This is a genomic window from Glutamicibacter sp. NPDC055354 (assembly GCF_053644955.1).
This window is the reverse complement of sequence record NZ_JBSHMB010000002.1, coordinates 85,000-103,213: the sequence shown is the minus strand read 5'-3', so window position 1 is coordinate 103,213 and position 18,214 is coordinate 85,000. Positions and strand designations below refer to the sequence as shown.

The following is an 18,214-nucleotide window of genomic DNA, read 5'->3' as shown; positions in this document are numbered from 1 at the left end:
CAGTTTACATCTTGTAAAGTGAATTCATAGACGTAAATCGAATGCCCCGCGAGAGATCTCGTAAGAGAAACCCTCTGTGGGAACGTTTCAAGTCCTCAGATGACCCGGCCAGTTGGTCGCCGAAGCCAGACTGTAGCCACCCCCTCCGCCATTTTTTCTTCGAAATCGAATCTGAAGCCACGCCGTTCATAGAATGCCTGAGCCGGCGAGTTGCCTTTCACGAACTCGATCCTTAGATCGTGCGTGCGGCCGAAAGCATCCAATGCTGTGTTCATCAGTTTGGTGCCGATGCCGTGGCCATGGGATTCCGGCAACACATAAATTTTCCATATAACAGGTTCGCCCTCAAACTGCCCGACCGTTAGAGTGCCAACGGCTTCGCCATTCTGCAGAGCAACGTACGTCGTATCATCAGTGATTGAAGCACTGACCGAGTCGTGTGACCACCATGTATTGAGATTATCCATGACGAAATCCGGGCTCGTGAAACTAAGGTATGTTGCTGGCCATGTAAGAATCCCAATAGACCGGATAGCCCGAACATCATCAAGGGTGGCTATGCGAATCGAAAGGTTATTCATGCCACAAACCTATCGGAGCTTCGGATGTTGATGGAGAGTATCTTCAAAAATAAGCGCTTCTATTTGTCCTCTCGGCCCTGCGGCAAGGCGAGATCGCGCACTCTGAACCGCCCGTTGAGGAACCCTAAACGGGCAATTTCGGAGTCAGTCCAGTCGTACTTGGCATGTCTTGCCGGTTAGTTCATCATCGAGGGTGAATTCAAGGGTGAGGATCTGCGCCGCCTTCGGAGGCTCGGGAAGATATACCCAGGTGGACTCCCACCCCGTCGCGCTACCGGCGACCTGTCCGGCACTCAATCGATATGTGGTTCCCACGTCGTCCGAGATGACCGCTCCAACCGGTCCAAGAACGAGCTGGCCGGGCATTGAAGGCGCGTCTCCCGCAGCTTCCGCCCCATCACGATTCCTCAGGTCTGCCCATTGCACCAGTTGTTCTTCGTAGCGAACGTCGCGTTGCCACGTCTCATGGCTGCGAATCCCTTGAAAGTAGATCCTTAGGCCCTCTCTTCCCAGTCATTCGGCGGAAACGATCGGAACATCTGCAATCGACTCGATGCCGGCAAACCGTACGCCCACGCCATCATTGGTTGCGACAACGAGATCACCGGGGGCTGAAATAACTGTCATCATGTGATCACCTTAGCGCCACCCACTAGATTTCCTTCGGGAACTGCTGTTCCATTCCCATAAGACGAAGGTCTATCGAACAGTCCGGATCGCTTCGAGCCAAAGGGACTCGTTGTTCCTCACGAACTGGGTCACGGTGTTCCAGTGGTCACCGTGGCCAGTCGTGAACATCGTCCCCCACGGTTCGATTCCCCTGGCATGGGAATTTTTGAGCAGTTCGTGCATAGCTGTTGTCCGTTGCCACATCGTAGAGGGCAGCGCTGCCCGGAGCTCTTCGTCGGCGTCGTAGCCGTCAATGAAGGCTGCCAGTGCTTGTGCGGCCATATGAGGGTCGGCCGATGCGTCGTTTAGCGTGAAGGACTGCGCGGCGTATGCGAGATCCCATAGGCGTGTACTAGGTGCGGCCGCGTCCCAATCGATGAACACCCATCGGTCTCCGATGAGGAGATTCCACGGGGCCAGATCGTTGTGGCAGATCAGGTCGGCCCCGGGCGCCGGAATGTGTGTGATCCAAGTTGATCCGAAGTCCGGCTCATAGGCCGCACTGGCATCATGGATAGTGCGCACCAGGCGACCTATCCGGGAAAGCTCTGAGAGCGATAATGGCCCCGAGTCCATGGCAAGGCAACCGGGGACAAACTCTGTCACTTGTCGTCCCTGGGCGTCTTGCCCATATACCGCGGGCACATCGACGCCTGCGTTGCGCACAGCCCTCATATATGCGAGCACACTCTGAGTGGCTGCCGACCACGGTTTACGTACCGTGGAGCCGACGCGCACCACGCCATCGGTGGCGTTGCCTCCAGCCAGGTGAACCTCTTCCATCCCACAAGCCTAGCGCTCACGCCTTGCCGCTCCGCAGAGGGAAGCTCCACGGGGACGTCCCGCAAGCCGGTCGCCATACGGGACACTCGATCCGTTGACTTGTTAATTTTTCGAAACTCCGAGTTTTCAACGATTTCAGATTCCCATATACCCCGCCCGAGAAAATGCCCGGTGAAGGGGCCTTAAACGGACGCCAAAAACGGTCGTTTTTGAATCATCTACACTACTCAAAGCATCGACTGTTCAAAATTTTTTAATTGCGCTCAATACCTCGTCAAATACGGATTAAATGTTAAAGCTCAGTATAAGCTGATCAATATGATTGACTAAGGCAACTAACAGATCGATGGGTGAAACTTTTGAAAAAAATCACTTTAATTGCTCTCGGCGCTCTTCTGCTAGGTAGCTCGTTGCTGAGCGCGCCAGCTAATGCAGCCCAGATGGAGCCAGAAAATTTCGTAGAAACACAGGCAGTCCCAGCCTATGCTGTCGGGGAAAGTGGAGAACGGTTCTACTTTGACAACATTGAACAGAAGTTAGGGGTCGCGCAACCCGCAGCATACTGGTCACCCTGTGGCGTTTTCGATAAGAACGAAAAGCTCGTCAGAACTTTCAGTAGGCAAACGGTTAAAGGGGTCTCGGGACGTACAGCCTATCTACGTTGTGGCACAAACAAAGTCGTCAAAGGTAAAAATATCGGTTGGGGCTATCGGCATATCAAAGCTGGCCACATGAACGACTGGAACAACCAGGCGGAATCCTTAGGTGCGAACTGGAGGGACTTCGCGGATTGGGCAACAAACGAAGCCTTAAAATGGTCATGCCTAAAGAAATACCAAAGCGGCAATAAAACTATTCGGTACGGTGGGGTTTATGAACTTCGAGATTCCCGTGGGCGGATCATAAAAAAAGTCGGCGTCACGGCATCAGTTTCAGCCACAAATTCCCGTCTCATCACATCTCATCCCGACAGTGTGAACCGAGCTTGCGGTAAATAATCAAGCTTCGCTGGTAAGTTCTAACAAGAAGGGCTATGGCGCATGTGCGCCATAGCCCTTCTCAGTCTTCTGCTTCTATTCTCATACTTGCCCCGTACATGGTTCCCCGTGAACCAGTGAAAGTATGAAGAGCTGCTATCAACTCCGAGAACGCATACTGTTCGCCGCCGGTAAAGCCTCGCGGCATTCTAATCCCGTTCAAACCGGCAAGTTCATTTTCCGTAACCCTCCATTTGACGACCGCCGTGCCATTATCGTCAAAATTGGGATATTCGATATAGATTCCCCACGGAGTTAGGCGAGCTTCATACCCACGTTCGTTCACTAGGTAATCAACATACCTTTGACGCTTAAATGTCTCCATAGAATAATCCTAAGTCCTCCAAGCAAACAATCTAGTTACGGTAGCGAAGATCTCTGATAATGAATTCCGACAGGTTACGATTGCGATGGACCCAAGGATCTTTTTTCGCCACGAACTGTCATTGTTAGAGCTTTCTCACAGTTAGCATCATACGAACCCCAGCAGCGCCAAGGGTTAACTCTGATACCTCCACGTGGTCTTACTCCTTTAAGATGATGTGCCCATGATAGGTGTTCCTCGTGGCCTGGCAAGTGATATTCGCTTATCAGAGGCCATGCACGGGCCACGATCCGCCGTCGAAGGAGAACTCAGGTACCGCAGCTTGTGGCTTGTGTGCGGGAGGTCGTTTGGTTCCTGCTGTCCACGTGGGTGCAGGAAAAGCAGCGCAGCGATTTGGCTTTTGCTGTGCACAGGTGGGCAGGAGGCTTAACCGCGATGCCCTGGTTTCGTCGCGGTTGATTCGGCTTCGGGTAGGGTTTCCATCCAGCAGGTCGCGTTGATCGCGACCTGTAGCGTTGCCAGGGCTTGGGCGACGGCTTGCAATCCCCGCATGCACGTACAAGGTCACTGCGGTGTCAGCCACGACCGAGTCGTCCTCGTAAAACCCACGTAGGTCATCCGCAGACTGAAGGAATTGCTGAGCCTTGTTCAGTCGGCCCTGCCTCTCAGCTTTCCCGGCATCCACTGTCTTAATGCTGTCGCGCTTAGGAGTCATGAAGAAATTTTATGCCTACGCGCCGCCCGCCGCAGCCACCCCGGGTCCCCCGCAATATCCACGCCTTCCTTGATAATGGAGTCAAATATCGGGGCTGCCTTCACCTCGGCGGCGCGATAGAGCAACGGCCGCACGTCATTGCCCGTCCAACGTGTGACTTGACCAGCCAGGGTTCCGGCCAACTCGTCATCCAGACCGTCTGGTGTTTCATCGGGCATCACAATAAGAATGTCGATGTCGCTGCCCGACCGCATCTCTCCTCGGGCTGCCGAACCGAAGATCTTCGCTGTTACAGGTTTGACCGGCCAACGCTTGATGGCATCTTGGATTCGTGAGGTCAGCTCCCTTCTGGAATTGGCGATTTTCAAGATGACATCTGCCAGTAGGTGCTCCCGATTCAGTGCATATGCGTGGGTCCTGCCCGTCACCTGCTCGAGAATGACCCCCTGTTCCACCAATCGGGAGAGGGCCTTGCGCACCCCTGTTGAGGAACCCTCCTCGGGTAGCAATCGATGGATAGCGGGAATCGTCAGGTATTGCTCGCTCCGAGCCAGGACCGTGAGGACTTGAGAGTCCATTCCCGTTGAGCTCAAGGCGGAGAACGGGTTCTGCAACCGCATAGAGGCCTCCTTCGTCGGCATAAAATACTCTTTTGCACTATTACACGAAAGTGTACTTGTATTGACATAAAAATACCTATGCGCACGAGAGTGCACGCTCAGGTATGAACACATCCTGAACGTTAGGGACTTATTCTGATCTTCCCAAATAGCGCCGAGACCCAAACCCGAGCCAGATTCCGCGGTAAAGACGCAGAGGGATGAAGGAGCATCGACGACAAGGACTCCCTTTGAGCAATTCTGGTTAAGCACCGAATTGCTTGCCGAAAACATAGCATCTACCCCCATTAGGCACCAGAACGGTAGTCGTTGGGCTAGGGAGCAGGTTGTTATCTCGCTAGCAAATTCGAGTAGATTCGCTGATGCGCTTCCGCCAAGGCCATTCGCTGTCCCTTGCGCTCCCCTGAGTTCATTCCTGGTACGCAGGACAACGCTAATTGGTCCTTCACCGCGTTTTCCAGCGACGTCTAGTCAATGTCGTCGCCATCCCATCAGTATGGGGTTACCGACGGATGCTGGCCCATGTACTACCCGCAGTCGGGAACAACGACAGCAGCACCGGTATCCAAAGCCGCCTCAAGCCACCCGGAATGCGTACCGAATCGATAGGGAAGGGGTCTGCTGAAGGTTTAGTTGACACCAAGGTTTATGCTGCCAGAGCGACAGGCTCGATCATTCTAGCCTCGAACTGAACAGGGGTCAGTTTCCCAACCCGCGTTGCTTACGCTTGCGGTGAGATGGAAAACGCGTGGAAAAACATCTGAAGCTGCAGCGGGCGAGTTTCCCGAACCCATCCACGACCCGTGGGTCATCAAAGGGGATCGTGCCTGTGGCGCGTCCTTTCACGCAGGACCAGCCTGGCCGAGATGAAGGAATGGAACGACAGTTGGCTTGTTCATTTGAGTTGACAGAAGATATTTTTATTTCTCGAATGGGTAGTCTTTGATCAATTTATGTAATACCGTATTTTCGTCGGCAAACTCGATTGGTTACCTTCGATGGAGGACAATGAAGAAGAGCTGGAAAACACGGGCAAACATCGCGATTGCCACCACCGGTGTGCTGCTATTTTCGGCGTTGCCGGCTCAAGCGGTGACGTCGTTAGAGGACTCAGCTACTTCGAAGAATTCTGAAATTCTTCAAGCGGTTTCCAAAGAGGGCGATCTCACGATCAAACAAGCCGAAGTACTCCATGAAGAAGTCGAAAAAGGCTCTTTGAGTCTCTGGGTGAACGGTGAGAAGGTTGAACCGTATCAGTTCAATACTGCGGCAAGAGGCTACCAGGCTAAAACCTGGGCGGCCTGCCACTCCAACTGGTCTAAAGACGTCCAAAAGACGGTTCGGGTGTTTGTTCCTACTACACCGATTCGGAACAATGTTGTCCTGAGATGTGGCACGAGCGGCTGGGGATACCGACACATGCTGGGTGCGGATCAGCAGAAGCGATGGGCCCCTCTAGCTGCAATGGTAGGAGCGAACTGGAGAGATTTCGTAGATTTCACCATGGAAACTACGGTAAAAAACCCTTACCGTGTCTCGCCGAGACCTTCCAACGGAACTATCAATATTCGTGGAATCGTTCAGCTTAAGAAATACGATGGCAAAACTATCTACACCAATTATCCAGATATTGCCGCTGACGCGCGCGATGGTCGTGTAATTACCGTCATCCCTAAGAGTACAAAGTGAGATTGTGATGACTGACAGTCTCGTAGTTGTACTTGAAAGGTTGGCTCAGGTACTAGAGGGCTATGCGGTTGTATCTAGCACTAACCGATCAGACAAGCCACATGTGCTCATCACAGTTGATAATGGCAGTCGGAGCTTTGAATTTGCGGACAGTCCGTCTGCAATTATTAGACACGTCTCAGCTTTTGCCCACCCTCCACTATGGGATCCAAGAGCTGATTCTGAGGATGACGGGCGATGGAGGTTGTTCTCAGTTCACATTGAAGAGGCTATCGAAATGGCCGACTCTGACGAACGCATCTTGGTTCTTGTTGAGGGTGCTGTTTCTTCCCGAAGATCAGCATGACGCACCGTCGATGCGTCTTCGCAGAAATTTCCGAAGACATCGAGCAAGCATGTTTACAGTAGAGCTGTTTCTTCGGATATTGAATGATCAATATGGAACGCGCAGAAATTTACTTCACTGGCGGTCAGGTGTCGCAATTGCGACGCCTGACCACCAGACCGCGATGCTCTGCACTTCGATGCTGGATTCTTCGCAGTGCTCAATGTCCTTGGCGCGCCACGGGTTCTTGCCGTTTAGCCGACCTTCGAGGGTGAGCGGTTCCGCTTCAACCTCTGAGTAGGCTACTGCGTCGGTTCCGTCGCCGTTGAAGTCCATTATTTCTACGTTGGAGACGAGTACCGCGCGTCGGGTCAGTGCACCGATCAGCATCATGAGCTTGTCCAGTTCGCTGTACGCTTGACCCTTGAATGCTCCTCGATCGGCCTTCGCAGCTAATGTGGCTCGTTTCATGAAAGGTCTTTGAAAATAGCGAGAGGTCAACGCATACAACATACGTCGATCTCATGCTATGTAGATTTAAGGTGTGAGGCAAGTTGTTGCCAAGTCAATTATTCGCCCTGGTACGTAGGCGCTACTTCGCCCCCTCCTAAAACCTCTACGCCATCAATAATCATCGGATCAGATGGGGTGGTTCGAGCATTCTCTTGAATCATTCCGGCGGGGACAGTGATCTGCGTAACCTCGTGATTCGAGATTGCTGAAGCTCCCGCAACTCCTCCGAGTACCAGTACGGCAGCAACAAGGGCAGTCGGTAACAGAATTTTCATTGCTTTTCCTCTTTGAGTGGGGTGGGGACGGACAGTGAAGCGAATCCATGCGCAATTCTCAAACGAGTGCCGGCCACAAGAGCTCCGGTGACGACGTCAGCCGACGGGATATCCAACTCGCTGCAATCCCGAAGATCCGCCCTCCATTGCTCAGAACGCGCCTGCCGCAGATGCGCAGGGGTCACGAAAAGCGACAGTCGAAAAAGCGCTCGTACTAGCAACGTCTGACTCATGCGAGTTTCCTGGATTGAAAACCAGCACCCACAACGGGCTTCGGCCTCTGGGTAGAGACGTACTCCTGGGCATACGCAACAGCCTCCGCTTCCAACTTAAAGTACCGCCGGCGGGGCCCCTTGCGAGACAGATCCGTATCCCACTCGCTCGTAATCCAGCCAGCATCCTCCAAGCGTTCCAGAATCGGGTAAACCGTTCCCGTCTTCAACCCGGTCATCTTCACAATCTGAAGACCCCAGATCGCCTCAGGTGATTCCATGAGCGCACCAACAACAGCAGCTGTTGCAGGGGTGCGCCTCGTCAAACGTTCCATACCCTCGTGCTACCTATGTAGATTTAGATGGTCAACCTGAACCTCTCATCAAACTTCAGAATTACCATCACCAAGTAATATCGACGGTCGAGTTCAGCGGAACCATTTCCTCGGCCCGCACAACAACACGATTATCAGTAAGATGCAGCGTCTCTGCGAATGCCAACCGTGTGTGCCGCTCTAACTCCCCCACCGAGACCTGATAGACCCTGAACTCATCAAAGGCAAGTGCAGCCCGCAACTGATCAAGATCTTGGGTTAAGAGAAAAGCTCGTGCTTTCAGCACGCCGCCCTCCTTGAAAGCAATGAGTTTCCAGTACTCCGAAGGCAGACCAACGCCGCGATACACCTGGTCGCCATGCTGGAAGACCGGCCCGCCAAAGACACTCACCTTGAGCTCTTCAACATCAACTTGCTCGTAGAGCGCATTTTCTAGCTGACCCCAAATCCCCTCTTGGCTGCTCTGGTTGAAGTCATCCATTCGCGGCGCGATGTTCGTGTAGAAAAAGGAATCCTCATTAGCTTGCTGCGCATCCGTGACCTCACCCCACACCAGATCCGCACGACGAGCAATATGTCCACGATCCAGCCGATTGCCTTGATACAGCTCATTGCCTGATTGAAACCCTTCAGGCAGCCTAGGGCCCTTGGCGAAATCAATGCCCGAACGGCTCAATCGTTTGGTTGAAGCACCGTCGATGTTCCAGGCAACCCAGCGCGCCAACCGGCGGGACTTGCTCAGTGACAGGGAAAAGTGGGTATAAGGAATGACGTTTGACCCGTCCCACAGCACCGCGTCTTGTGAAGCCTCAGTGTCCAAGAGCGGCAACGCTACGCTAGTTCCCAGGAAGTCCGGGGCATACCCAGTGCGATGAACCGAAACAAGGATCTGATGGCTACTGGCTGACAAGGTGATTACCCCTTTCGTTAATGCTCGTGAGAGTACGTTCAAGGTGCCTTGAGTCCAGCCTATGGCCTGCCAGTGCCCGCATTTAAGGAACTTGTAAACGTCATAGTATGTTCAACGCTAAGCAATCCTCGAGCATGAAATACATAAAAACAGATCAACCGTTATCAGCCTTGGCCAGATAGACGCGCGTGACAATTTCCGCACCCCTGATTCTTATCCCGCCAGAAACCCAAACAGCACGCAGCAGCTACCGGCCGGCTTCAGGCACAGCACACGGTATGTCCCCATCAGGCGGCAAATAACGGACACCACATATTGATACAGCCTGAACAACAACTTGTGGTGCTTCCATAACACCGAAACTTGCCTGCATAGGTGGTCATCATCTACCAGCAGCTACCGTTCGAACTACGCCAAGAAAAGCATTGAAATCACCGGGATAGTAATGATCGCTAATCCTGAAGTAAGAACTATAGTCGTGGCCGTAGCTTCCGAGTTCTCATCCTCTGCTTGCGCCAATATGAAGGCGGTGGCGGAGGTCGGCATGGCGGCCATCAAAATCAGAGCCTGATACCAATCTCCTGACATTGGGGGAAGAAGCGCTGCGATAGCGACCGTGATGAGCGGAAGTGCTAACAGTTTACTGGCCGTGCCCGTGATCAGCGGTAGGACTGAAATTCGTCCTTCATTCAACGATTTAACAGTTCGACTCAGCGTGAGACCGATGGCAAAGAGTGCACCTGGCGCTGCTGCCCCGGCGAGTAAGTCAGTTGTCTGCACAACCGGAGCTGGAAGTTCGATTTTCGCCAAAGCTACTAGTAGGCCAGCAACAATTCCCCAAACCACAGGATTCTTGAGAATCGCTTTATCGACTGCTGCTTTTATTTTTGCGCCATTGGATCCGCGGGATTGTCGCCCGGCTAGCAGTGGGAACAGCACCGGGTAGAGCAGCATGAAGTATAGGTTGTGGGTCAATTGGCCGATTCCGGCGGCCAGTCCCGCTTGTGATCCCACGAGTCCGATAACAACTGGCACACCTAGGTAGGCGACGTTTCCGTAACCGGAACTCAGCGCATACTGAAGCGCTTTGGGCTTGTTTTGCCGTAGTAATAACCTGCTGATCAAGATGTTGAAGACAGCGAATATCGTGCAGGAAACAATGACAATTATTGGAAATGCCGGTGGGATGCCATCGTCCAGTGGTGCTTCAGCGACGACTTTGAAAAGTAGTGCAGGAAGCGCGATATAGAAAACAAAGGCGCTGATGGCAGGTTCTGCCCCTGTCCCGAACTTTGCTGAACGACTAGCGAAGAAGCCAATGAGCATAATAAGGAACAGCGGCAGAACACTGAGAAGAACATTAACTAGCATGAGATGAGTTCGTTAGCTCCATCAAGTAGTTTCAATGCACGATAGATGGTGTTGTGTATTGGCACCTCTACTGCGTGCGCAGCTGCGATACGGACTACAGCGCCGCTTTGCTCTTCGATTTCTGAAGGTCGGCCCGCGGCCAAGTCACGCTGCATCGAGGCAGTGCTATCCGGCTTGAAAGCATCGTACTGATCCATCATCTTGGCTACATCTGATTCGTCAAGTGTGGCGCCGGCAACAGTTGAAAGCCGGGCGACCTCCCTCATCGCATCCTGGACAAGGCTTCGGCTAAGCTCGTTGGTTCGGGTGCGGCCGACTGGTTCACGTGACAGCGCGCCAACGCCGCCATATGATGTGATCAGCATGAATTTTCGCCACATGTCTGTCACGATATCCGTCGAAATTATGGCTTGAACGTGTGCTTCGATCAGGGCAATTTCAAGGTCGCGCACTCGGTTGGTTACGCTGCCGTCCAATTCTCCGAGAGTAATCGCTGGTTGACCTCCGACATGGTGCACGATACCTGGCTCGACTAGGTACGAGATGATCATGCAAACACCGCCCAAAGCATGACCTTCACCTACTGCCTCCGTGATTTGCTGGGAGGCAGTCACACCATTCTGAAGGGGTAATACAGCAGTGTCTTGACCGATAAGTGCCGATGCTGTGCTCAGGACATCTTTTACTTGCCCCGCTTTGCTAGCCATGATCACAGCATCGCATTCACCAATCTGAGCAGCGTCTGTGGTGATGCTTGCTGGTTGCACAGTAAACCCCGAAATGCCGTCCCCTGTCGTTACCTGCAAACCCTTGAGACGAACAGGTTCGATGTGGCGTTCAGTGGCGACAATATGTACCTCATGCCCGGCGCGCGTCAGCACTGCTGCAAAGTATGCGCCGACGCCCCCGGCTCCTACAACACCGATTTTCATGCTTTGACCTCAACTCGTTCCTGAAGCAGTTCCATTGCCACGCTCTGGACCTCGTCGAGGCGGACAACATCGCTATGTAGGTCATGGATAGTCTGCATGACCTTCGCGTACTGCGCCTCTTTCTGGGGGTAGAGGTGGTTCTGCAGTTTATCGTTCAGGCGATCAATGATGGCTTGAACGAATCCAGGATCAGTAAGTTGTTCCTGTGGGAACCCGGCATTAATGAGGATCTGTTCGATCGTGTCGGGGAATAGACCGACTGGATTGAGGAAGTAACGAACCGAGCGTTCGATGTCCAAGAAGTCGGGCACATTGACAATTCCCGCGTTTTCTTCCTCAGTCAAAATGCCGCTCACAGGGCGGTAAACCGATGGCGCAACCAAGAAAGTTTCTTCTGCCAGGGAAGCGACCTTAATTAGTTTCTGGGTATCGAGGGGAGTTCCCTTGACTGTGATGCCGCGTTCTTCGAAGATCTTGCTCAAAACTTCGAGGTTTGCCAGTCCAGCACGGTTACCGAAGCCTGCGACACCGCCTTCGACAATCTGGAAACCGTTGAAAATTGATGCCAGAGAATTTGCTAGCCCCAGACCGCGATCATCATGAGAGTGAAGGTAGAAGTTGGTGGCAGGGAAATCACGGGTCAGATTTGCTGCCAGAATGGCGGTTGCGTCGGGAATCAAGGAACCGATGGAATCATTCACACGGACGAGATCAATACCGAGTTCGCTGACTCGTCGGATTTGGCGGCTGATGAACTCGTACCGTTCTTCTTCGATGTGAGTCGAGAAGGCGTTCAAAATGCTCGATCGGAATGATCCTACTCCGATTTCGCTCAAGCGGCCGTGGACTTTGGTGAGGAGGTCTTCTTCTTCGTGGAACTCGACCATTCCCAATGAAACTTGGATCTGCGAGAGGTAATCCGTGGGAAGCTTGGCCAGAAGGTGAGAAATTGGTTCCCAAGACTTCAGTGTCAGGTTGAAAACAAATTTCGTGTCCGGATGGATGCGGCCAAAGTACTGCTGTGCGTCTAGGCAGCGCAGCAGGAACTTTGGTTCCTGGATGCCTGAGCCCATGTCGATGTCGCGGATACCAGCATCCGACAAGGCTTCGACGAGCTGTAGTTTTCGCTCATCAGTTGCGCCGAAGAGGGCTCGTTCAAGGCCCTCACGGATCGTTTCATCCGAAACTCCGGCGATTTCAAAATTTTCGTATCTAGGGGTATGCCCCGCAGGCAGCTTTAGTGCCATAGTGTGAGTCTCCTGGAATGAAGTTTGATGATGCCCCTAGTAGGGGTCTCCACCATCACAACATTAAATTTCAAATGGTGGAAGCAAATAACCAGAGTGTGAAATTTTGATTTGTGCTGCTTCTCTTCATAATCGGCCACAAAGGACCCAGTAGATGTACAGATGATTCACTTCAGAACATTCTCTTTGCATAAGTGCTCTGTCAGACAATGATTTCCATCTGCAAGCGTAGAATCAGGATTGTATAGACGGTGAGTGCAAGCCCCCCGTTGCGGGTTGGACAAAAAAATTTTGGACACCTGGGGAAGTACTGCCGGAAAATCACCTGGCCAACACCGTGATGGCATGTCTCCTCCCATGAGATGCAGCTACAAGGGATCAAGTAGTGAAAAGCCCACTGGATGAACAAGGGTTCCTGGTAGTCCAGGAGGATAAAGACACACTGCACCCGTCCAGCTCGGAGCCACCTCGCCAGGACAATGGAAGCAAATAGGAACGCCGACGGTAGGTCCCTTGCCACCGAGATTGGGATGGCAGCGTGGTACTCAAGGGTGCCGAAAGTACTTTCCACCCGCTTCAGCCGCACGCCACCGTCGAATTGAGCGGGGCGTTGCGGGGCGTCGAAGGCGAACAGCGCATGAGCGGTCCGAGCCAAGGAGAATCGCACCGACCCGGTACGCCCTTGGACACTGCGCGCCCGAACCAAAGCGATGACGGCAGCAGCGAGCCCGTAGCCAGTGGCGTGGTCCAAAGCCTGCACCGGCAATGCGCCCGGTGATTGCCCGTTACCACGGTAAGCCTCCGAGATGCCGGTGGCAGCTTGCACGATACTGTCGAACCCGCGCCGTTGGGCCCAGGGTCCTTCGAAGCCCCACGCACCTAATTCAGCAACAACGAGCTGCGGGTACCGCTGGGCTAATTCATCCCCGCCAAGCCCTGCCTTGGCCAAAGCCCCGGGGCGATAGCCCAAGAGGACGGCATCAGCATCCTGCAGCAGTTCGTGGATCCGCGCCTGCCCTGCTGCGTTTTTCAAATCCAGCAGCGTGCTGCGCTTGCCGAATCCGGTATCAACATATTGCCAAGGCAATTCGGGGAGCAGCGGCCCATCCACGCGCAAGACCTGTGCGCCAAGGGCTGCCAGCGTCCTGGTTGCGGTGGGGCCAGCGATAACCCGTGTGAGATCCAGAACCTTCAACCCTCGAAGGGGCATTGCTGCACGCGGGTCAAATTTCCAGACCGGAGCCGAACCTGTTGGGCGCATGCGGAATTGAGCCCAGTGCCCGCTGCCGGCCGCTTGGCCCTCTGCCGAGCTGAGCCACTGTTGACGGGATCGCACCTGCGCGGCTATTCCACCAGCGGCGACGATGCGTTCTTGGGCATCGTGGGCACAAAGGCTTGCCACTGCGTCGGCGATGTCAATCCCCGAAGATGTTCCCAATGCAGAGTGGAGCGCGCGTTCATGGTGAGGGTAATTCGCGTGGGTTCTGATCCAGCCGTCGGCCGTTCGGTAGAATCCCGAATATCGAGCAAAACCTTGTGGTTTCTGCCCCGCGATGCGCAAGTGGGCAGAGGACGCGAAGGCCGCTGCGATATCCGGCGTCGCCGTGGCGAGCCATGGTGAGGCAGCGGCAAGATCATCAAGGGCGGAGCACACCAAGCCAACGGATCGAGCTGCGAGCTTCTCCGCGTTCAAAAGACCTGCCCACCAAACCGCGGGCCCAGTAACAGGGCAATCACCTGCCGTCTCGAGCAATCGGTGCGCGGTAAACCCCGAACCCAGGATATGGCCCTCGGCCACGCGCTCATCTTCGGAATGCAGCATGAACCTCAGCCTATACGCGGAAAATCACCACTTCGATCCAGGCAGTCGGTAAACGGAAAACCCGCGTCGCGTAAAAATACACGACGCGGGTTATCTGAAGCTCTGCGGAATTAGTTCGCTGGAACGTTCAGGGTCTGCCCGACCATGATCAGGTCTGGGTTGCTCAACTGGTCGTCATTCAAGACGAACAGGCCACGCCAGTCCTTGACGCCAAGCTGGTCGGCAACCTTAGCCAAGGTGTCGCCGGACTTGACGGTGTAGTCCTTGCCCGAATCGGTCACGTCAATGTTGAACACTGGTGCCTTTGGAGCTGGAGCAGCGTGCTTTGGAGCTGCCTGCTGCTTGGGAGCCTGCTTCTGGACCGGAGCTGCCTGCTGCTTGGGAGCCTGCTTCTGGACCGGAGCTGCCTGCTGCTTAGGTGCTGCCTGCTGCTTAGGAGCGGCCTGCTGCTTTGGTGCTGCCTGCTGCTGAGGAGCCTGCTTCTGCGGAGTCGCGGAACCCGAAGGGGAACCGCTAATGCCCAGCTTTGCGGTACATGCTGGCCATGCGCCCCAACCCTGGGATGCCTGGACCTTGGTTGCAACGCGAATCTGCTCGGCCTTCGAAGCCTGGTGAGGCATGCCCGAACCGCCAAAGGCCTTCCAAGTGGACAGCGAGAACTGCAGGCCACCGTAGTAGCCATTGCCGGTGTTGATGGACCAGTTGCCACCGGACTCGCACTGAGCCAGCTTGTCCCAGGTGCCTGCGGCATTAGCTGGTGCGGAAGCTGCAACGATTGCGGTGCCGGCAACTGCAACGGCGGCCAGCGAGGCTCCACCGCGGCGGATCAAGTTCTTGGTCTTCTGCTGGATCATGATTCTCCAGTTGCTCTTCCCGCGCTCAGGTCTTCCTAGACCATCCTCGTGCACCACTCAGCGTCGCATTTCGACTTTGATTAAATACTGCCCTGGTGAGTGGTTTGGAAGTCCCGGCAGTACCTGTTTCCCCATAACACTGCGAGTGTTATCGAAACGTTATGAATGACCATAACGCACCAACCCACCACCCTCGCAACTCAGGAAACGGTCAGAAACCCCGTAAATACAGGTCAATTGGTCAGAAAAAAAATTTGAATCGGGTCGGAAAATCACCATGATCCCCATATCAAGCAACGAAAATGTTACTTTCCAAAAGTGGAGATTATCCAGCTCGCTGTGATATAGCTTGCAATTCGCTTCTGGGTCGTGCCCAGCTCCCTTCAAGGTTGCATTCCGTTTTCGCCAAAGCTGGAATAGCTGCATCCTAAACCCAAGGCGTCGGGCAATCCGAAGGGGCAATATTTCTCCGGCAGACGGCCTTTTCCTCGCTGCCACCTGCAAGGCCTCCCGGGCGATGGACACACCGCGACGTTCAAGCGACAGGACAGCTGAATTGCCCTGAGGTAATTTGTTTCAAGAAGCCAGCGCTGTAGGTTCGATTTCATCAGTCAGACAGGGGAACTCAATGCCAGTACAAGGCAGCACAAGCAAAGACCGATTCATGGAATCCTTGACCTGCTACCCCCGAGCCCTGCGGGAATTCTTTCGCAACGATGGACTAGACGTTGCAGCTTCCCTGTCCTATTTCATGGTTCTTGCCATGTTCCCCGGATTACTGGCATTGATCTCGCTCCTGTCTTTGGCCGGCGCCAGCGAAAGCGGCACCAAATGGATCATGGAGCTGCTAGAGCAGAGCCTCGCCCCGAACGGACAATCTGCAAGTAGCGACTCCCAGCAATTACTCGACACGGCCGAACAGTTGCTCGCTGGCTTGGCATCCCAAGCTAGCGGAACGTTCTGGGCAATCCTGGCCGGTTCACTCGGCGCACTGTGGAGTACTTCTGGATATGTCACGGCATTCAGCCGCGCGTTGAACCGGCTGTACGGGGCACCGGAAGGCCGCCCCCAGTGGAAGCGCCGTCCTCAGATGTTCCTGATTACGGTGCTGATCATGCTGGTTGCCGTCGTGACCCTGGTGCTGCTGCTCGCTTCTGGCTCCGTCGCCCGCGGAATCGGCAATATTATTGGCATGGGCGACAGCTTTGTACTCGTGCTGAATATCGCCAAGCCGCCATTGATGCTCATTATGCTGCTCCTGGTTCTAGCCTTGCTTTACTACTTCACCCCCAACGTCAAGCCAACGAAATTCCGCTGGTTCTCGCCCGGCACACTGACAGCTCTGGTGATCCTGGGACTGTCGGTATTCGGTTTCAGTATTTATGTTTCGCAGTTCGCCAGCTACTCCGCCACCTACGGAACCATTGGCGGCGTGATCATCTTGATTCTTGCTTGCTGGATCAGCAACATCGCTTTGCTCCTCGGAGCCTTGGTGGACATCGAATTCATCCGCCTCCGCCAGCTTCGCACGGGCATTCCTGCCATAGATGACGTACTTCTTCCACTGCGTGATGACACTTTGGTAGCCAAGCAGGAATTGGCAACATACAAGGATCTCGTCCAGGCCCAGGAAATCCGTATCAAGCACGGTGGCGACCCGCTGCAAGATATGGAGAGGGATCCATCCACGAAGCCGAAGCGCAAGACGAAGCTGCTCCCCATGGGGCTGATTGCCGTGGCGGCCTGGACCGCTAGCCGCATGAAAACCAAACGCGATCTGCGCAGGGGCTCAGAATAGTCCCGATAAGCTCTGCAGTGCCCACCACAGGCCGCCGGAACCCAGAACAAGAATCACCACAACCCACAATGAGGCGAAGGTCCGGGTAGCCTCGGCGATCAGGTACGCATCGGACTGGGCGATATCGTGGCGTCTCCAAACATGTACCGAAAGAAGCTTGACGAAGTCTTTTAGGCCAGCCAGCAGCAAGAACCCGGCGATAAGCCAAGCCAGGTACAGGTACGCTTCGACCGGCGCAAAGAAGACTACTGCCAATGCCACGAGTGCACTAATAGTGCACACAATAAAGGCCGGCCAATTTCGGACAAAGATCAGCGCCAGCAGGAACAGCAACGCGTAGATGCCGAGCGCCCGCCCGGAATAGTCCGTGGATATGCCCCACAGCATCAAAGCTGAAACCCATATCGGTGCGGGGTACCCGAAAATCCCGGAGATGATGACAGAAATCTTGCCCCGTCCAATGCTCCGCACTTCTCCGGAATGATCCCAGCCCAGCCGCAAGCCAGCCACGTATCTGCCCGTGAATAAGGCCGCGATGATATGGCCGAGCTCATGAATCAGCGTGGAGTACAAGCCGGTGATCCGCCAGACCGGACGAGGGACCACCAATAGCAGGATCAAGAACGCAACGATCAGCCACTGCCACTGGTTCAGGGCCACGTTCACCGGCTGCGAGAGCCGCTCCCAGGCCTGGGCAATATCTAGATTCATTCCTGCTCCTCATCGGCGTTCGGTATTACTCATTCTTGCAAGCCCCACCGGCCACAAAGTGACCGGCGAGTGCATTTCCCGACTTTCTGGGAAACATCACAGGTGACGGGCATAGTCTGCAAAGCGGAACACTGTGCCGTATATCTGGAGGAGTCTCATGTCTCGCATCGTTTCAACCGCCTTGGCCACCACCGGTTTAGTGGGCGGTTACGCTACCGGTCGTGCCACCAAGAAGCGCCCGCTGGCTGCCGTTGTGCTCGGTGCTGCAGGTGCCGGCGCCTTCCTGCTTTGGAAGAAAGATGCTGGAACGGCTAAAGCCATTGCCTTGATCAGCGCCTATCTCGGAGGCTTCGGCGCTTCGCATCCGCTGGCCAAGAAAATCGGTGCGTGGCCAGCGGTGAACTCGGTGACTGCCGGCGTTGCCATTCTCTCGCTCGTTCTTGGCGGCTCCAAGAAGAACAAGGACGAGCTGTCCTAAGCGGCATCAGCG

At 54.4% G+C, this 18,214-nt stretch carries 18 protein-coding genes; 4 read left to right on the top strand and 14 right to left on the bottom strand.

Annotation, left to right across the window (positions count from 1 at the left end; all coding sequences use genetic code 11):
* Nucleotides 1-95: 95 nt before the first annotated feature.
* The 3 genes from ACWICV_RS10680 to ACWICV_RS10670 all read right to left on the bottom strand — a co-directional run bounded on the left by ACWICV_RS10680 (nt 96) and on the right by ACWICV_RS10670 (nt 2,033).
* Nucleotides 96-467: a GNAT family N-acetyltransferase gene (locus ACWICV_RS10680; protein ID WP_400291421.1), complete on the bottom strand. Its 372-nt coding sequence runs from the start codon at nt 465-467 to the stop codon at nt 96-98.
* A 258-nt stretch (nt 468-725) separates the two neighbouring features.
* The gene (locus ACWICV_RS10675) at nt 726-947 is read right to left on the bottom strand and encodes a hypothetical protein (protein WP_400291423.1); all 222 of its coding nucleotides are present in this window, start codon (nt 945-947) and stop codon (nt 726-728) included.
* Between the two features lie 333 nt (nt 948-1,280).
* Nucleotides 1,281-2,033 carry a phosphotransferase gene (locus ACWICV_RS10670; protein ID WP_454090997.1) on the bottom strand — a complete coding sequence of 251 codons (753 nt, stop codon included), beginning with the start codon at nt 2,031-2,033 and terminating at the stop codon, nt 1,281-1,283.
* Between the two features lie 350 nt (nt 2,034-2,383).
* Here ACWICV_RS10670 and ACWICV_RS10665 point away from each other — a divergent pair, with 350 nt between their 5' ends.
* Nucleotides 2,384-3,031: a hypothetical protein gene (locus ACWICV_RS10665; protein WP_400291427.1), complete on the top strand. Its 648-nt coding sequence runs from the start codon at nt 2,384-2,386 to the stop codon at nt 3,029-3,031.
* A 61-nt stretch (nt 3,032-3,092) separates the two neighbouring features.
* On the opposite strand, the gene ACWICV_RS10660 is transcribed toward ACWICV_RS10665, so the two are convergent.
* Both ACWICV_RS10660 and ACWICV_RS10655 read right to left on the bottom strand, forming a co-directional pair.
* A complete protein-coding gene (locus ACWICV_RS10660; protein WP_013350251.1) occupies nt 3,093-3,395 on the bottom strand; it encodes a hypothetical protein in 303 nt (100 codons plus the stop codon).
* Between the two features lie 711 nt (nt 3,396-4,106).
* Complete coding sequence (locus tag ACWICV_RS10655; protein ID WP_400291429.1) at nt 4,107-4,730, bottom strand: nucleotidyltransferase domain-containing protein; 624 nt, start codon at nt 4,728-4,730, stop codon at nt 4,107-4,109.
* A 1,008-nt stretch (nt 4,731-5,738) separates the two neighbouring features.
* On the opposite strand from ACWICV_RS10655, the gene ACWICV_RS10650 reads away from it, so the two are divergent.
* A complete protein-coding gene (locus tag ACWICV_RS10650; RefSeq protein WP_400291431.1) occupies nt 5,739-6,419 on the top strand; it encodes a hypothetical protein in 681 nt (226 codons plus the stop codon).
* Between the two features lie 460 nt (nt 6,420-6,879).
* On the opposite strand, the gene ACWICV_RS10645 is transcribed toward ACWICV_RS10650, so the two are convergent.
* The 8 genes from ACWICV_RS10645 to ACWICV_RS10610 all read right to left on the bottom strand — a co-directional run bounded on the left by ACWICV_RS10645 (nt 6,880) and on the right by ACWICV_RS10610 (nt 15,215).
* Entirely contained in the window at nt 6,880-7,215 is a 336-nt protein-coding gene (locus ACWICV_RS10645; RefSeq protein WP_400291432.1) for a hypothetical protein, read from the bottom strand.
* A gap of 546 nt (nt 7,216-7,761) precedes the next feature.
* On the bottom strand, nt 7,762-7,983 hold the full coding sequence (locus tag ACWICV_RS10640; protein ID WP_400400568.1) for a PadR family transcriptional regulator: 222 nt from the start codon (nt 7,981-7,983) through the stop codon (nt 7,762-7,764).
* Nucleotides 7,984-8,146: 163 nt separating this feature from the next.
* Nucleotides 8,147-8,899, bottom strand: a complete 753-nt coding sequence (locus ACWICV_RS10635; protein WP_454090996.1) for a DNA/RNA non-specific endonuclease — start codon at nt 8,897-8,899, stop codon at nt 8,147-8,149.
* 498 nt (nt 8,900-9,397) lie between these two features.
* Nucleotides 9,398-10,360 carry an AEC family transporter gene (locus ACWICV_RS10630; protein ID WP_400291436.1) on the bottom strand — a complete coding sequence of 321 codons (963 nt, stop codon included), beginning with the start codon at nt 10,358-10,360 and terminating at the stop codon, nt 9,398-9,400.
* A complete protein-coding gene (locus ACWICV_RS10625) occupies nt 10,354-11,292 on the bottom strand; it encodes a ketopantoate reductase family protein (protein ID WP_400291438.1) in 939 nt (312 codons plus the stop codon). Before ACWICV_RS10625 ends, ACWICV_RS10630 begins: the two co-directional genes overlap by 7 nt.
* Nucleotides 11,289-12,539: a beta/alpha barrel domain-containing protein gene (locus tag ACWICV_RS10620; protein ID WP_400291439.1), complete on the bottom strand. Its 1,251-nt coding sequence runs from the start codon at nt 12,537-12,539 to the stop codon at nt 11,289-11,291. The genes ACWICV_RS10625 and ACWICV_RS10620 overlap by 4 nt, the downstream gene beginning before the upstream one ends.
* A gap of 202 nt (nt 12,540-12,741) precedes the next feature.
* Entirely contained in the window at nt 12,742-14,100 is a 1,359-nt protein-coding gene (locus ACWICV_RS10615; RefSeq protein ID WP_400291440.1) for a CoA transferase, read from the bottom strand.
* A 371-nt stretch (nt 14,101-14,471) separates the two neighbouring features.
* Entirely contained in the window at nt 14,472-15,215 is a 744-nt protein-coding gene (locus tag ACWICV_RS10610; RefSeq protein ID WP_400291442.1) for a transglycosylase family protein, read from the bottom strand.
* Between the two features lie 571 nt (nt 15,216-15,786).
* Between ACWICV_RS10610 and ACWICV_RS10605 the strand changes: the two genes are divergently transcribed.
* Nucleotides 15,787-17,013, top strand: a complete 1,227-nt coding sequence (locus ACWICV_RS10605) for a YihY/virulence factor BrkB family protein (protein WP_454090995.1) — start codon at nt 15,787-15,789, stop codon at nt 17,011-17,013.
* On the opposite strand, the gene ACWICV_RS10600 is transcribed toward ACWICV_RS10605, so the two are convergent.
* Nucleotides 17,005-17,724, bottom strand: a complete 720-nt coding sequence (locus tag ACWICV_RS10600; protein WP_400291445.1) for a M50 family metallopeptidase — start codon at nt 17,722-17,724, stop codon at nt 17,005-17,007. The genes ACWICV_RS10605 and ACWICV_RS10600 overlap by 9 nt on opposite strands.
* Before the next feature lie 157 nt (nt 17,725-17,881).
* Between ACWICV_RS10600 and ACWICV_RS10595 the strand changes: the two genes are divergently transcribed.
* Entirely contained in the window at nt 17,882-18,202 is a 321-nt protein-coding gene (locus ACWICV_RS10595) for a hypothetical protein (protein WP_400291447.1), read from the top strand.
* The last annotated feature ends 12 nt before the right edge of the window (nt 18,203-18,214 follow it).

Excerpts from the sequence above, each read along its gene's own strand:
- ACWICV_RS10680 (WP_400291421.1), bottom strand. The coding sequence starts at position 467 with ATGGATAATCTCAATACATGGTGGTCACACGACTCGGTCAGTGCTTCA.
- ACWICV_RS10675 (WP_400291423.1), bottom strand. The coding sequence starts at position 947 with ATGCCCGGCCAGCTCGTTCTTGGACCGGTTGGAGCGGTCATCTCGGAC.
- ACWICV_RS10670 (WP_454090997.1), bottom strand. The coding sequence starts at position 2,033 with ATGGAAGAGGTTCACCTGGCTGGAGGCAACGCCACCGATGGCGTGGTG.
- ACWICV_RS10660 (WP_013350251.1), bottom strand. The coding sequence starts at position 3,395 with ATGGAGACATTTAAGCGTCAAAGGTATGTTGATTACCTAGTGAACGAA.
- ACWICV_RS10655 (WP_400291429.1), bottom strand. The coding sequence starts at position 4,730 with ATGCGGTTGCAGAACCCGTTCTCCGCCTTGAGCTCAACGGGAATGGAC.
- ACWICV_RS10650 (WP_400291431.1), top strand. The coding sequence starts at position 5,739 with ATGAAGAAGAGCTGGAAAACACGGGCAAACATCGCGATTGCCACCACC.
- ACWICV_RS10645 (WP_400291432.1), bottom strand. The coding sequence starts at position 7,215 with ATGAAACGAGCCACATTAGCTGCGAAGGCCGATCGAGGAGCATTCAAG.
- ACWICV_RS10640 (WP_400400568.1), bottom strand. The coding sequence starts at position 7,983 with ATGACCGGGTTGAAGACGGGAACGGTTTACCCGATTCTGGAACGCTTG.
- ACWICV_RS10630 (WP_400291436.1), bottom strand. The coding sequence starts at position 10,360 with ATGCTAGTTAATGTTCTTCTCAGTGTTCTGCCGCTGTTCCTTATTATG.
- ACWICV_RS10625 (WP_400291438.1), bottom strand. The coding sequence starts at position 11,292 with ATGAAAATCGGTGTTGTAGGAGCCGGGGGCGTCGGCGCATACTTTGCA.
- ACWICV_RS10620 (WP_400291439.1), bottom strand. The coding sequence starts at position 12,539 with ATGGCACTAAAGCTGCCTGCGGGGCATACCCCTAGATACGAAAATTTT.
- ACWICV_RS10610 (WP_400291442.1), bottom strand. The coding sequence starts at position 15,215 with ATGATCCAGCAGAAGACCAAGAACTTGATCCGCCGCGGTGGAGCCTCG.
- ACWICV_RS10600 (WP_400291445.1), bottom strand. The coding sequence starts at position 17,724 with ATGAATCTAGATATTGCCCAGGCCTGGGAGCGGCTCTCGCAGCCGGTG.
- ACWICV_RS10595 (WP_400291447.1), top strand. The coding sequence starts at position 17,882 with ATGTCTCGCATCGTTTCAACCGCCTTGGCCACCACCGGTTTAGTGGGC.